This window comes from Algoriphagus sp. oki45, from assembly GCF_036245605.1.
In the GTDB taxonomy this organism is placed as follows: domain Bacteria; phylum Bacteroidota; class Bacteroidia; order Cytophagales; family Cyclobacteriaceae; genus Algoriphagus.
The window spans coordinates 358,881-373,370 of record NZ_BTPC01000002.1 but is presented as its reverse complement, the minus strand read 5'-3'; the positions used below and the strand labels follow the sequence as shown (position 1 = coordinate 373,370).

Genomic DNA, 14,490 nt, shown 5'->3' with positions numbered 1-14,490 from the left:
TTAATTTTCTACCCGATCGGCAGGACCTTCGACCCGAGGCACCTGACCTCCGCGAAGTACGGAATTTCCCCCCAATTTTTTGGTCTGATCGATCGGAGGCGCTTTGAGCCAATCGTCTTCATGCATTTGTCCACTGAGTCCGAAAACAGCGAGAGCATTTTGGTAGGTAGTAAGTCGTACGTGCTTTTCAGGAATTCCCTTTTTGCGCATCAGGTTAGCGGTCTTTGGGACCGCCAAGGGATCCGAAATCCCCCAATCTGCAGCAGAATTGACGATTATCCGCTCGGGACCGTATTGCTTCACGATCTCGACCATTCTTTCGGAACCCATTTTGGTATGTGGATAAATAGTAAATGCTGCCCAAAATCCTCGATCCAACACTTCTTTTACCGTCTCTTCATTGTTGTGATCGACGACCACCCATCCTGGGTCCATGCCATGCTCTTCGGCCACATCCATGGAGCGGGTTGTTCCTTTCTTTTTATCTCGATGAGGAGTGTGGATCAATACGGGAAGGTTGACATCTTTAGCCAGTTCCAGTTGAAGGCGGTAAAAACGATCTTCAGCTTCGGTTTGATCATCATAGCCGATCTCCCCAATTGCCACCACACCTTCTTTTCCGGCATATAGTGGAAGTAATTCCATGACCTGCTCGGCCAAGGGCACATTATTAGCTTCTTTGGAATTCAATCCCATGGTACAATAGTGCACGATTCCAAACTGACTGGCACGGAACCGCTCCCAGCCGACCAAAGTGGAAAAGTAGTCTTTGAAGGATCCTACTTCCGTACGCGGCTGACCCAGCCAAAATGCAGGTTCAATCGTCGCAACGATACCGGCTTTTCGCATGGCTTCGTAGTCATCTGTGGTACGGGAGACGAGGTGAATATGGGGATCTATGTACATTTCCATGGTTGTATCGATGTGGATAAGTTTCTGAAATTATTTGAATTTAGCCTGATTACGCTCTTTTTTCCTGAAAATCTTTTCCGATTTTCTCCCAAGAAATTTCTCCGTATTCAATGGCGGAGACTGTTTCGGGGAAGGATTTAAGCAGGTCTTTAGCTGGCGCAAAGTCGGATTGGTAGGCGGCCAAGACTCCGGCTTCGGATTCCAATTGATCTTCGGAAAAGACGACTTTTTTCAGGTCTTCCAGCAATTTGTCATTGAGAAAAGGAACCACCAAACGCCATAATTCAGGCATCACAGGCCGTCCGGCTGCCCAGCGCTCATGGGCAAAATCCGAAGCGATTTCCGCCAATGCCTGATTTCTCCTTTCGTCCAAGCCCAAAATCCGATATATCGGACGCTGCATAAATATGGATTTCAGGACCATTTGGTTCCAGTTGGCCTCCGGAAATCTTTCCTTGGGATAGGGGTTAGTTAAGGCAATGGCATCAAATACAAGAGTCATGTTGGTTCGGCAGCCTTCGATCGCTCGGGAAAGCATTTCCTCCGGATAAGGCATTAGCGGCAGAGCCGAATACAAGGCCTGTTGCTCATGCAAGTCCCCCGTTTCAAATAGCTGATTGACCGCTTTGAGCCAAGCCTCTTTTCCGGGGCCAAATTTTAATAGTAAATACGTCCTTGCAGTCTGCAATACATCCCAATGATTGGGATCAAATCCTGAGACCAAGCTACCTGGAGTTTTTTTCTCGGTCTCTGATAAATTAAGACCGTCCTTTTTGAAAAACCGGGAAGCTTGGGAAAATGCCAGAAAAAACTTGGTAGGCGAGGCCTCCGATTTGATTTTTTCGGTTTGGAAGCTGAGCCAATCAAGCGATTTGGAATCAGCCCTTGAAGCCAAAATACCTTCAAAAAAAGCCAATAAGTCAGTTTGGGTTTGCATGTTTTTCTTCGGATTTGAAGCGGAGTTAAAGTAAATCCAAAAGCCTCAGAAAAGCCAAGGGAAATGTGGTAAAAGGAAGGTGAAAAGGCCAGTCCTGATTAAAATCATGAAGAATTTACTCTGAGGAGAACCTTATTTTTGAATAAGAGGTTAGATTTACATAAATAATGATGCAATACTGCATATAAATCCATGAGAACAACCATCGAAATTCCCGAAGAACTGATCGCGGAGGTAATGAAAATAACCGGCTCAACTACCAAAAGCCAAGCTATAAAGTTGGCTCTGGAGGAAAAAATCGCCAGAAACAAGAGGAAAAGACTAATCAACATGAAAGGATCAATAGATCTGGATATTGATTTAGATGTTTTAAGAGATAGAAAGTAGAATGAACAGATCTCCGGTTTTAGTAGATAGTTCCGTTTGGATCGAATTCTTCAAAAACTCTAAGCCTACTCATTTAGATCAGTTTCTTGAAGAAGATATAGTTTCCACTAACGACATTATCTTATGCGAATTAATTCCAAAATTAAAGCTTCAACGAAAGACAGAAGCTATTGAAAGCTTGTTTTCAATTGAAAAGATCCCATTTGCTATTGATTGGGACTTGATAAGGCAATATCAAATTCTTAATCTCAAAAATGGAATAAACAAGGTTGGTATTCCTGACTTGATCATTCTACAACAAGTGATTGAAGAAAACCTGACTTTATATTCTTTTGATAAGCATTTCAAATTGATGCAAAGCTTTTTGAACTTCAAATTGATCTCCTGAAATAACCTTTTAGAAAAAAATCCAAGAGGTTGATAATCCATAAAGCCATAAGTATTGAAACTAATTTCGGATGAAAACCAACCTCCAAAAAATGCTAGACGGAGAGGCTTACGACTCCCGCGATCCGGAACTTCTGGAACTTTATCATCGGGCTCGGGTCTTAATTTTAGCTTACAATACTTGTGATAGCCGGGATTTGGAAAGGAGAAATGAGCTGATCAGTCAACTTTTGGGAAAGGTGGGAAAAGGCGTTTGGATCGAAACTCCTTTTTTCTGCGACTATGGAATCAATATCGAAATTGGGGAAAACACCTTTGTCAATACGAATTGCATGTTTTTGGACGACAACAAAATCAGCATCGGCAAAAACGGGCTGATCGCTACCTATGTGCAGATCTACACAGCAACTCACCCGCTAAAGGCTTCCGATCGAATCTACCAAGATGGCAACAGCACTCGTTATCACACCTCCACCAAACCCGTAATCATCGGTGACAATGTATGGATTGGTGGGAATTCGGTCATTTTTCCCGGCGTGACCATCGGCAATAATGTGACGATCGGGGCGGGTTCAGTGGTGACCAAAGACCTGCCGGATGATGTGCTGGCTTTTGGGAATCCTTGCAAAGTGGTGAGGAAGTTGTAAGTAAAATTAGGCAATTTCTTCTTCTCGGCTCAAATGTGACCGAATAGCCTCAGCAACCAAATTATTTAAAGATGTTTTTTCTTCCATCGCTTTCAAAGCTGCTTTTTGATGTAAAGAAGCTGAAATTCGAACATTAAAACTTCCTTTAAATGGCTTTTCCGGAGTTTTCCCTTCCTCTTTGCAAATCGCCAAATACTCATCAATAGCAGATTTGAAATCCTCTTCTAACTGATTCCCTGTTTCTCCCTCATAAGAAATCAAGCCACGGATACCGACGACTTTCCCAAACATCAGCTTATCCTCGGGGCTGTATTCGATGCTTCCCGTATATCCTTTGTATTCTAAATACTTCATAAATTCAATAAATCTTTGATTTGTTTTAGTTGATAATGTTTCAAAATGCCACTAGGATGCGGCTTATGTAGCATAATCGGTGCACCCGCTTCACTTTCAAAACGGACCCTAGATCCTCCTGTCTTTCCTTTTCGTACTTCTTGATAGCCGAAATATCCCAATAGACTTACCAACTCATCGAAATGAAAGTCTTTAGGCATCTCAATAAATCGAGCCAGGAGTTTTTCTTTTTTTGACACAACCCAATGTAACTGTATATAGTTGCAAACACAAAAATTATTTTAGAATTCGATTGATATCCACCAGCGGTTAGCCGAAATCTACCCCACACATTTATTTTTAGCACCTAAACTAGAATCCTATGAAAAAAATCTATCGCTACGGCCTTGGACTTTTGCTTTTGGTGTCTGTCAAAGTACAGGCCCAAAATCAACAAGTCATTGATGCGATCATCAAAGAAGCCAGTGAAAACTCTCAACTTGAAACGCTTGCCCACGAACTGTTGGACGGAATCGGACCGAGACTCGTGGGTACTCCACAAATGCAGCAGGCCCATGATTGGACTGTAAATCAATACCAATCCTGGGGTATCGAAGCCAAAAATGAAAAATGGGGGGAATGGAGAGGTTGGGATCGTGGTACCACCCACATCGATATGGTCGAACCTTGGGTAAGAACTTTGGCAGGAACCCAACTTTCCTGGAGCCCATCTTCGCCTGAGGGTGGCTTGACGGCCGAAGTAATCGTTTTGCCGAATTTGCAAGACTCGGTAGCATTCCAAAATTGGCTTCCATCCGTGAAAGGCAAATACGTCATGATTTCTGCCCCGCAACTTACCGGTAGACCTGATGACAACTGGGAAAAATGGGGAACCGAAGAATCTTTCGAAGCAATCAAAGAAAAAAGAGCCGCCTTGGAAAAAGCTTGGTTGGAGCGCACCCAAAAAACCGGTAAAAACCGAACTTCCCTACCGATAGCATTGGAAAATGCCGGTGCGGTTGGGGTAGTCACTTCCTATTGGTCCAGGGCTTTGGGGGCAAATAAAATCTTCTCTGCTTCAACCAGACAAGTGCCAACCATCGATCTTTCGATAGAGGACTATGGAATGTTATTTAGACTAGTGGAAAGCGGCAAAAAACCGAAGATCCATGTCAATGCCCAGTCCAAAGAAACCGGACTACAGCCTACCTACAACAGCATCGCACAAATCAAAGGAACCGAAAAGCCTGAAGAATATGTGATGCTTTCTGCTCACCTGGATTCTTGGCAAGGCGGCACCGGGGCAACCGATAACGGTACAGGGACCATTCTCATGATGGAAGTAATGCGGATCTTAAAGAAAGTCTACCCAAATCCTAAGCGAACTATCCTAGTGGGCCATTGGGGTTCTGAAGAACAAGGGCTTAATGGTTCCCGTGCTTACGTAGAAGACCATCCCAAAATGCTGGAAAAAATCCAGGTGCTTTTCAACCAAGACAATGGAACCGGACGAATAGCCAATATTTCAGGACAAGGCTTCGTGGATAGTTACGAATACCTCGGTAGATGGCTCAACAAAGTGCCAAGAAACATCACCAGAGACATCGAGACTTCCTTCCCTGGCAATCCGGGTTCGGGCGGAACGGACCACGTTTCCTTCGTGGCGGCTGGAGTCCCTGCTTTCAATCTAAGCTCTTTGGCATGGGATTATGGTACGATCACTTGGCATACCAACTTGGATACCTATGACAAATTGGTCTTCGACGACATCAAAAATAACGCGATCCTGACTGCGATCTTGGTTTACATGGCCTGCGAAGAGGAAAATATGGTGTCAAGAGAACGAAGAATTCCAATTGATTTCCGTACCGGCGAACCGACAGACTGGCCTACTCCAAGATCTCCGACCAGACAGGGAGGAATTCTATTTCAGCGCATTTCGAGATAAAAAAGGCTAATGCGAATTTGTCTATCTGCTAAAGATTGTGAGACAATTTCAAAAGTGAAATTTATCGAAAATGGCTGAGTGGATGACCTTTCAACTTTTCTAGAAATAATAGACTAAATCTAGATACGAAAATTATGTCAGTCCGAGCGGAGTCGAGGACCCTTCGACTCCGCTCAGGGTGACTTCAATCCTACTTCAAAATCCATTTTAAGTAACCTACGATTAATCTGTTTATCATCAAATCTAAGGCTCAATTTGACTTTTTGAGAGTCCTAAATTAGTTCCCCATCTCACCTATTTCTTTTCTAAAAGCGAGCTGCCATCCCAATTTTTCCTTTGAACATCAGGCACAGAAATTTCCAAAAAATCAATCAAACTGGGCAAAATATCCACCATGGCTGCTTTTCCTGACCGAAAGCGATCATTGAGATTGTTTGCATTGGTCACGATCCAGATTTCCCGCTCGGAGTCGCTTTGTCCTCCATGGTCTTTGAAATCGGGAGCTTTTCTCCCATGATCGGTCGTAATCCAAATCAACCATTCTTCTCCATAGTTCTTTTCTCGAGCCTGAACCTCTTCCCAAATTCTGCCGACCTGCTCATCAGCTAATTCTATTGCCGAAGTCAGTTGCGGGCTTTTGCCAAATCGATGGCCCATATCATCGGTAAATTCCAAATAGACCCAAGACAAATCGGGAGCTTCGGTTTTCAGAATATGAGCGGCTTCAAAAGAAACCAGATTATCGATTTTTCGGATGTATTCCTTGTCCAAATCATGTGGATAAGTAAGCGTATCTTTTTCAAAACCATCAAAAATAAAGTCCAATTTCAAATTTCCGGTTTCATTTAGCCCCTCTCCCAGGAGTTTGGTTCGATTATCCTCCCAGGTAGAAAAAATAGCCAACTTGGATTTTGGTTTTGCTTCCCGCATCATTCTGAAGATCGTCCAGTACGAATAATTTGGAGCGGCAATGTCATTGTCCCAGACGTTATGTTTGTTGGCCCAAGTCCCGGTCAGAAGCGAGTTGTAGCCCACCGCAGAGATGGTTGGCGTCTCGGACGGACCACCTTTTTCACCTCCGGTAAAAGCTCGGGCATAACCACCAACTTTGGAGATTTTGTCCAGAATAGGTGTTTGAGCTTTTTCTAATTCCTCGGCGGGAATACCGTCCAAAATGATGAAGACTACTTTTTTGCCCTGAGAAAAAGATTCAAAAGCGATGATAAACCATGCCAAGAAAAAAAGAATAATCGGTCTCATAGATCAATTAGTTGATTAAAGAAAAGCTACTAATAATTTCCTGCTTCGGCACAAAACTTTATCTCAAAGGAGCAAGTGGCAATTCAAAGGTGAAAACCAGCTTGGAGAGCTTGACAGTGATGCTTATCTTGAACAAAACCATCAGGCTGGCTATGAGAAAAAACCTTTGTGCCCTTTTGCTTTCGCTTCTGCCATTATTCATTCAAGCCCAAAGCATGGCCGATTATCTTTCGGCTCCATTTCCAACCTCCCTGACAGCAAGTCCGGATGGAAAAAGCATAGCGTGGGTGTTCAATGACCAAGGAGAGCGAAACATATTTTTGGCTCAATCGCCAGACTTTAACGCGATACAACTCACGGATTTCAAAGGAGACGAAGGATTGGACTTGGGACCAATTACCTTTTCACCGGATGGAAAAACGCTGCTTTTCGTGAGAGGAAACAGCCGAAACTCTTCCGGTCAGGCAGCCAATCCTGCTCAGCTACAAATCAACACAGACAAAAAAATTTATTCTGTGGATTTGTTGTCCAAAGAAAGCCGATGGTTTGCTCCAGGTGCCTCGCCTATATTCAGCCCTGATGGAGAGCAGGTGGCTTTTTTAATGGGAGGATCGGTGTACCTTAAGGCCGCCAAGGATACCAGTGAATCGGTCAAGCAACTTTTCACTGGAAGAGGAAGCGCTTCTATGCTGGGCTTTTCACCGGATGGGAAATACCTAAGTTTTGTGTCTCAACGAGGTGACCATTCCTACGTAGGACTTTGGAATCTGGAGAAAAAGGAATTGAAATATGTGGAAACCAGCCTGGATTTTGACGCTTATCCGGCATGGAGCCCTGACGGAAAAAAGCTAGCCTACCTAAGAATCCCCAATATCAATAACCTGCTTCCCTTTACCGCCATCAAAGAGTCGAACCCATGGAGCATCCGGATTTTCGATGTGGATAAGTGGGAGGGGATAGAAATCTGGAAGGCAGATAAAGGTCCGGGATCGATCATGGTGGACGATTTGCCCGCTCAGGCCGAAAGGCTTTGGTGGACCAAGGATGGTTCTTTGGTTTTTCCTTGGGAAAAAAACAACTGGATGCACCTATATGCTGTAAATCCAAATACCAAGGAGGTCAAACACCTGACGCCAGGAGAAGGTCAAGTGGAATGGGTACATCAATCAACGGATAAAAATACCCTTTTAGTCATGCATAATATCGGAAAAATAGACAGAAGGCAGATCTCCCAACTGGACTTATCCACATTCTCCCTTGAATTAGTCAGCGATCCGAAAACCATAAACTGGGGTGCTGTGAAGATCGAAAATGGAATTGCTTTCTTTTCCTCTGATTGGAATAAACCCGGCTGGCCCATGGTCCGCATAAATGGTCAAACAAAAACCTTGGCCGAAACCCTATTCCCCAAAAACTTTCCTGACTTCCACGCCGAGCCTCAAGCAATCGAATTGAAGGCGAAAGATGGATTCAAGAGTTTCGGACAGCTTTTTCTGCCAAAAGACTATGATCCCACCAAGAAATATCCTGCAGTAATTTTTATCCATGGAGGCAGCCGTCGACAAATGCTCCTTGGCTACAATTATGGAGCCTACTATTCGAATACGTACGCGGCTCAGCAGTATTTTGCTTCTCAAGGATACATTGCCTTGACCTTGAATTACAGAAGCGGAATCGGCTATGGAATGGATTTCCGGGAAGCAGAAAATTACGGAGCTGGAGGAGCCAGCGAAGTCCAGGATCTGATGGCAGCGGCAGACTTTCTCGCTTCAAGACAGGATGTGGATAAGTCGAGAATAGCTCCATGGGGAGGAAGCTATGGGGGATATATGACTGCTCATGCCTTGAGTCAAGCCCCGGAAAAATTTCATGTCGGGGTAGACATTCATGGAGTGCATAATTGGAACAATGATATTCCAGTTTTTGCACCTTGGTACGCGCCGGAGAAATTTCCAAAAATGGCAGAACTGGCTTTCAAATCAAGCCCAATGGCCTATGTGGATAAGTGGGAAGACCCGGTGCTTCTGATCCATGGAGATGACGATCGGAATGTGCTTTTCTCCGAAAGTGTTGAACTAGCTGAGGTCCTTCGAAAACAGGGGGTTGAAGTGGAACAAATCGTCTTTCCGGACGAAGTACATTCTTTCCTACTTCACCGAAATTGGGTGGAAGCTTTGACTGCCACTTTTGAGTTCATTCATAAACACTCCCGTACGAAATGAAAAAGTTATCCACACTCTTACTTCTCTCGGTCTTTGGAGCTTACGCTTCCTTTTCCCAGCAAAAAATCCTGGAAGCAGCCTATCTTCAGGCGGAGCAAAATGGTTTTTCAGGGGTAGTTTTAGTGGCCAATGATGGTAAAATCCTGTCTGAAAAAGCCATAGGTTTTCGCTCATTCGAAGAAAGCATCCCTCTACAATCCACAGATATTTTTGAAATGGCCTCAGTATCCAAACAGTTCACGGCAATGATGGTGATGCTATGTCAGGAAAAGGGGCTTCTCCAATTCGACGACCTCGCAGAAGAATACTTGGACGTCCCATACAAAGGCATCAGTATACGTCATCTTCTCACGCATACCAGCGGCCTTCCCGATTATCAGGCCATCATGGATGCGTATTGGGATAAAAGCAAAGCCGCGGGAAATCCGGATATTTTGGAATACCTCAATCGCTATGCTCCGCCCAAAAGTTTCGAACCGGGAGAAAAATACGAGTACAGCAATACGGGCTATGTCCTTCTGGCAAGTATTTTAGAAAAAGTGACCCAAAAAGATTTCATCGAACTTAGCAGAGAATGGATTTTTCAGCCCTTGGAAATGAGAAACACGGATATCCGCACTTTAGAAGAAAAAGCAAATGTGGATAACTTCGCTGCGGGACACCTCAAGGATGAAAGTGGAAAATACGTAAATGCCAATCAGTTTCGCTCTTCGGACTACACCCTTTGGCTAGGGAACAGGAAAGGGCCCGGTAGAGTCAGTAGCACTGCGCAGGACTTGCTGATTTGGGACCAGGCTTTGTACTCTGGCAAATTGGTCAGTGAAAAAACCCTTAATGAAGCCTTCAGCCCGATGATTTTGAATGATGGAACTCGAAGCTATTATGGTTTTGGCTGGGATATCGAACCCAAAAGTCCCTACGGAAAAATGGTGATGCATACCGGTGACAATCCGGGCTATCAGACCATCATCGTCCGATTTATTGAAGAAAACAAAACCATAATCGTATTGAATAACAACTACCATCCGGATCAAATCAAACTGGTGGAAGCAGCGACCTTGGCGTTAAGGAAGTGGTGAGAGGATTGAAAAATTGAAAGATTAATAACCCAGATTCTCAATTGCCTCTACAGCGGATTGGAGTCGGGATTCCTTATTTCCTGACACAATCAAAAACGGGAATCCGCTTTCCTTTGCCAGTCTTAGATATTTTTCAAAAAAATATTGGCGCATTTCAAGCTCAGGGTATTCCCGCAAAGGATCAGGTTCCCAAGGCAAATCCGTGTCCGTCAGCAAAATCAATTCGTATTTTCTCCGCTGGATTTCTTCCAACACCCAAGGATCCGTTTTTCCATATTTATGCTCCGACCAAATGTGAATAACTCTCAAATCTGTATCGCAGAAAAGGAATTTTTTGGCTTTTTGCGCCAGCTTATCCTCTTGAAAAATCTGCCCTTTTCCGATTTCGGTCAGATCTTCAAAACGATAGGAACGGTCTATTTTTTCCAGATATTCCCGTGCATACTCCGGTACCCAAGGTTCTGAGAAATGATTGGCCAAGTCGGCTGCCAAAGTACTTTTTCCGGTAGATTCCGGACCAAGGATTAAAATTCGATTAAGCTTTTGCATAGACTTTGGCAGATTTGATCCAAGCTAATAGTCCCATGGTAGCCAAGACTGTAAAAAACAAAAATTGGAAAGAGGTTAACACCAAGCCCTTGTAGAAATACAAAGGCACCGAAACCAAATCTGTGATGATCCAGAAAATCCAGTTTTCCACCTTCTTTTTCGCCATCAGCCACATGCCCACAAAGGCAGAGGCAGTGGTAAATGAATCCCAATAAGGCACATCACTGTCTGTAAAATTACTCAGGACAAAAGCCAAAACAAGATAGGAAACCGCAAAAAGCCCGGCGGAAATCAACCAACCCTTGCCGTTCAACCAAGTGACTGGCAAGACAATTTGATTTTCCTTGGGATGAGTCCATGCGTACCAACCGTAGATGGACATGCTGAAGTAGTAGGCATTGATGCCCATATCTGCATAAAGCTTGTATTCGAAGCAAATCCAGACATAAATAAGCGTGGACACAATTCCTGTGGGATAAACCCAAATATGCTCCCGCATGGAGTAAAAAACCGAGGCAATTCCAAAAAATACCGCCACCGCCTCCAGCCAAGTCATATTTTGCAGGCCTTCGGCAAATCCATCGAGGAGAAATTGAAAATCCATTTTCGAAGTAAGGAATAGTTTTTTGAACCACAAGTAATTCTCAACCACAAAGAACACTAAGAAGCACGAAGGATTTTAGATTTGGATTGAGCTATATTTTGAAGAGGAATTAGAAATTATCAACCATAGTGTCTTTTCGAATTTCTTGCCAATATTACGCTCATAAGGCTTCAGCTTTTCAACTTTGTGCTCTTAAGAAGCCCAAAAAAGCCATGCAGGGAGTCCAGAATAAACTTCAGCTCTTTTTTCTCTTATTCTTGGTGGCCTTTGTGGTAAACTTTTCTCAGCGTCCTCTGCGACTTTGCGGTAAAACAACCAAGCCAAATCCACAACTTTTCTCCCACTTGCAGGGTTTGATTGCTAACTTTGCCAGCTATGACTTTGAGCACTTTACCAGCTACCCAAGACATCGACACCCTCGATCCCAAAGAATACATCATCATCAAAAACGCCCGGGTCAATAACCTCAAAAGCCTGAGCGTGGCCATTCCCAGAAATGAATTTGTGGTAATTACCGGTCTATCCGGCTCCGGTAAGTCTTCCTTGGCTTTTGATACCCTTTTTGCAGAAGGACAGCGGATGTATGTGGAAAGCCTGAGTTCCTATGCCCGCCAATTCCTCGGTCGAATGGAAAAACCCGATGTAGAATACATCAAGGGAGTGGCGCCGGCCATCGCCATCCAACAAAAAGTCAGCACCAAAAACCCTCGATCCACAGTCGGCACTACTACCGAGATTTATGATTACCTCAAGTTGCTTTTTGCACGAGTGGGAAAGACTTTTTCACCAATCTCAGGAAAGGAAGTCAAGCACCATACGGTCTCGGATATTGTGGATTACATCCTTTCTTTTGAGGAAGGCAGCAAAGTCATGATCTCCTGTCCGCTTCAGATAGCCAAGGGTAGGAAAATCGAACAGGAATTGGAGCTTTTGCTTCAAAAAGGATACACCAGAATTCTGATTAATGAGGAGGCCTTTTTTGTAGAGGACTTGCTAGGTGTAAAAAAGATCCCCAAAGGGACTTATGAAATTCTTATTGACCGAGCCTCTGTTCGAAAAGACGACGAAGACAATCAGTTTCGAATCGCAGACTCCGTCCAAACCGCTCTTTTCGAAGGACATGGAGACTGTAAAATCACCGTGCCAGAAATAGAAACTCGCTCTTTTTCGGATCGCTTTGAGTTGGATGGGATGAGCTTCGAGCTTCCCTCGGTCAACTTTTTCTCCTTCAACAATCCATACGGGGCCTGCAGGCGATGCGAAGGTTTTGGAAATGTATTGGGTATCGATCGGGATTTGGTGATTCCGGACAAGGAGCTTTCGGTCTATGAGGGGGCGATCGCACCTTGGAGAGGAGAATCCAGCAAGCAGTGGCTGGAGCCTCTTTTGAAAAAAGGGATCGAATTTGACTTTCCGATTCACCGATCCTACAATGAACTCACGGAGAAAGAGCAGGAACTGCTCTGGACTGGAAATAAGTACTTCGACGGTTTGAATGCTTTTTTTGAGGATCTGGAAAGCAAAACCTATAAAATCCAATACCGGGTGATGCTCTCCAGATTTCGTGGACGAACGACTTGTCCGGACTGCAGAGGAACCCGCCTGCGCAAGGATGCCAGCTATGTCAAAATTGATGGAAAATCCATCACCGATCTGGTCCTGATGCCCATCGAGGATGCTTTGGCCTTTTTCAAAAACCTGAATCTCCCTGATCACGAAGCCAAAGTTGCCAACCGACTGCTAAAGGAAATCACCAGCCGATTGGAATTTATGGATCAAGTGGGTTTGGGCTATTTGACGCTTAATCGACTCACCTCCACGCTTTCCGGAGGGGAATACCAGCGGATCAAATTAGCTACTTCCTTGGGTTCTGCACTCGTCGGCTCCATGTATATCCTCGACGAACCCAGCATCGGACTTCACCCAAGGGATACCGACCGCTTGGTTGGCGTGCTGAAAGAGCTGAAAAATCTGGGCAATACCGTGATTGTGGTCGAGCACGAGGAAAAAGTGATGAAAGCCTCTGATCAGATTATTGATATCGGGCCGGATGCAGGAGTGAATGGCGGAGAATTACTATTTCAGGGAAAAATTGAAGATCTAATCACCAGTGGTAGTACCTACACAGCCAAATACTTGAGAGGTGAGGAAAAAATTTTCACTAAAACCGGCAACCGAAAGTGGAAAGATGCCATCACCGTCAAAGGCGCCCGGGAAAACAACCTGAAAAACCTGACCGTCAAATTCCCGCTCAATACCCTGACAGTAGTGACTGGCGTTTCGGGTTCGGGTAAATCGACCTTGATCAAAAAAGTGCTCTATCCTGCTTTGGGAAAAATGCTGGGTACAGTCATCGATGAGGGAGGAAAATACGACAAAATCGAAGGAGACTACAAGCGAATCACGCAAGTGGAATTTGTAGATCAGGATCCGATCGGCAAATCTTCCCGATCCAATCCGGTGACCTACGTAAAGGCCTACGATGCGATCCGAAACCTCTTTTCGGAGCAACCACTTTCCAAACAACGAGGGTATAAACCTGCCTTTTTCTCCTTCAATGTGGACGGCGGGCGTTGTGAAGGCTGTCAGGGTGAAGGTACGACCACGGTGGAAATGCAATTTATGGCCGATATCCACTTGACTTGCGAATCCTGCAAGGGCAAGCGCTTCAAAAATGAGATTCTTGAGGTCAAATACAAAGACAAGGATATTTCCGAAGTCTTGAACATGACTATTGATGAAGCTTTGGAGTTTTTCAAAGGAAAAACCCAAATCGTCAACCGCCTTCAGCCTCTTCAAGAAGTGGGATTGGGCTATATCGGCATGGGGCAAAGCTCGAATACGCTATCCGGCGGTGAAGCTCAGCGGGTGAAATTGGCTTCTTTTCTCGGAAAAGGCGGAACAAAATCCGGTGATCATATCCTCTTTATCTTCGACGAACCCACGACCGGCCTACATTTCCACGACATTAGTAAATTGCTTCACAGCATCAATGCGCTGATCGATCAGGGTCATTCAGTCATCATCATCGAGCACAATACTGAGGTAATCAAATCTGCCGATTGGGTGATTGACTTGGGGCCTGAGGGAGGAAATAAAGGAGGACATTTGACTTTTGCCGGAACTCCGGAGGATTTGGCAAAAGAAAAGGGAAATTACACGGCGAAGTATGTAAGGGAAAGTTTGGTTTAAAACTTTGAGGTTTTGAAAACCTCGAAGGTTTCC

14 protein-coding genes are annotated in these 14,490 nt (G+C 44.5%); 7 read left to right on the top strand and 7 right to left on the bottom strand.

Going from position 1 to position 14,490, the window contains the following annotated elements; all coding sequences use genetic code 11:
* Positions 1 to 912 carry a TatD family hydrolase gene (locus AAA942_RS11095; protein WP_338220338.1) on the bottom strand — a complete coding sequence of 304 codons (912 nt, stop codon included), beginning with the start codon at positions 910 to 912 and terminating at the stop codon, positions 1 to 3.
* 49 nt (positions 913 to 961) lie between these two features.
* Complete coding sequence (locus AAA942_RS11090) at positions 962 to 1,849, bottom strand: EboA domain-containing protein (protein ID WP_338220337.1); 888 nt, start codon at positions 1,847 to 1,849, stop codon at positions 962 to 964.
* 192 nt (positions 1,850 to 2,041) lie between these two features.
* Here AAA942_RS11090 and AAA942_RS11085 point away from each other — a divergent pair, with 192 nt between their 5' ends.
* The 3 genes from AAA942_RS11085 to AAA942_RS11075 all read left to right on the top strand — a co-directional run bounded on the left by AAA942_RS11085 (position 2,042) and on the right by AAA942_RS11075 (position 3,270).
* A complete protein-coding gene (locus AAA942_RS11085) occupies positions 2,042 to 2,236 on the top strand; it encodes a type II toxin-antitoxin system VapB family antitoxin (protein WP_338220336.1) in 195 nt (64 codons plus the stop codon).
* 1 nt (position 2,237) lies between these two features.
* Positions 2,238 to 2,624, top strand: a complete 387-nt coding sequence (locus tag AAA942_RS11080; RefSeq protein WP_338220335.1) for a PIN domain-containing protein — start codon at positions 2,238 to 2,240, stop codon at positions 2,622 to 2,624.
* 70 nt (positions 2,625 to 2,694) lie between these two features.
* The gene (locus AAA942_RS11075; protein ID WP_338220334.1) at positions 2,695 to 3,270 is read left to right on the top strand and encodes a sugar O-acetyltransferase; all 576 of its coding nucleotides are present in this window, start codon (positions 2,695 to 2,697) and stop codon (positions 3,268 to 3,270) included.
* A 6-nt stretch (positions 3,271 to 3,276) separates the two neighbouring features.
* On the opposite strand, the gene AAA942_RS11070 is transcribed toward AAA942_RS11075, so the two are convergent.
* On the bottom strand, positions 3,277 to 3,561 hold the full coding sequence (locus AAA942_RS11070; protein ID WP_338220333.1) for a type II toxin-antitoxin system HicB family antitoxin: 285 nt from the start codon (positions 3,559 to 3,561) through the stop codon (positions 3,277 to 3,279).
* A 59-nt stretch (positions 3,562 to 3,620) separates the two neighbouring features.
* Positions 3,621 to 3,824, bottom strand: coding sequence for a type II toxin-antitoxin system HicA family toxin (locus AAA942_RS11065; protein WP_338220894.1), 204 nt, complete (start codon positions 3,822 to 3,824; stop codon positions 3,621 to 3,623).
* 161 nt (positions 3,825 to 3,985) lie between these two features.
* On the opposite strand from AAA942_RS11065, the gene AAA942_RS11060 reads away from it, so the two are divergent.
* Positions 3,986 to 5,551, top strand: a complete 1,566-nt coding sequence (locus AAA942_RS11060) for a M20/M25/M40 family metallo-hydrolase (protein WP_338220332.1) — start codon at positions 3,986 to 3,988, stop codon at positions 5,549 to 5,551.
* A 294-nt stretch (positions 5,552 to 5,845) separates the two neighbouring features.
* On the opposite strand, the gene AAA942_RS11055 is transcribed toward AAA942_RS11060, so the two are convergent.
* On the bottom strand, positions 5,846 to 6,811 hold the full coding sequence (locus AAA942_RS11055) for an alkaline phosphatase family protein (protein ID WP_338220331.1): 966 nt from the start codon (positions 6,809 to 6,811) through the stop codon (positions 5,846 to 5,848).
* 152 nt (positions 6,812 to 6,963) lie between these two features.
* Here AAA942_RS11055 and AAA942_RS11050 point away from each other — a divergent pair, with 152 nt between their 5' ends.
* Together AAA942_RS11050 and AAA942_RS11045 are read left to right on the top strand one after the other, a co-directional pair.
* Positions 6,964 to 9,033, top strand: coding sequence for a S9 family peptidase (locus AAA942_RS11050; RefSeq protein ID WP_338220330.1), 2,070 nt, complete (start codon positions 6,964 to 6,966; stop codon positions 9,031 to 9,033).
* The gene (locus AAA942_RS11045; RefSeq protein WP_338220329.1) at positions 9,030 to 10,112 is read left to right on the top strand and encodes a serine hydrolase domain-containing protein; all 1,083 of its coding nucleotides are present in this window, start codon (positions 9,030 to 9,032) and stop codon (positions 10,110 to 10,112) included. Before AAA942_RS11050 ends, AAA942_RS11045 begins: the two co-directional genes overlap by 4 nt.
* Before the next feature lie 21 nt (positions 10,113 to 10,133).
* Here the strand turns inward: AAA942_RS11045 and AAA942_RS11040 are convergent, their stop codons facing one another.
* Positions 10,134 to 10,661: an ATP-binding protein gene (locus AAA942_RS11040; RefSeq protein ID WP_338220328.1), complete on the bottom strand. Its 528-nt coding sequence runs from the start codon at positions 10,659 to 10,661 to the stop codon at positions 10,134 to 10,136.
* Positions 10,648 to 11,265, bottom strand: a complete 618-nt coding sequence (gene pnuC / locus AAA942_RS11035) for a nicotinamide riboside transporter PnuC (protein WP_338220327.1) — start codon at positions 11,263 to 11,265, stop codon at positions 10,648 to 10,650. The genes AAA942_RS11040 and pnuC overlap by 14 nt, the downstream gene beginning before the upstream one ends.
* Before the next feature lie 375 nt (positions 11,266 to 11,640).
* Here pnuC and uvrA point away from each other — a divergent pair, with 375 nt between their 5' ends.
* Positions 11,641 to 14,457 (top strand): excinuclease ABC subunit UvrA, encoded by a 2,817-nt coding sequence (uvrA, locus tag AAA942_RS11030; RefSeq protein ID WP_338220326.1) that lies wholly within the window; start codon positions 11,641 to 11,643, stop codon positions 14,455 to 14,457.
* Positions 14,458 to 14,490: the final 33 nt, after the last annotated feature.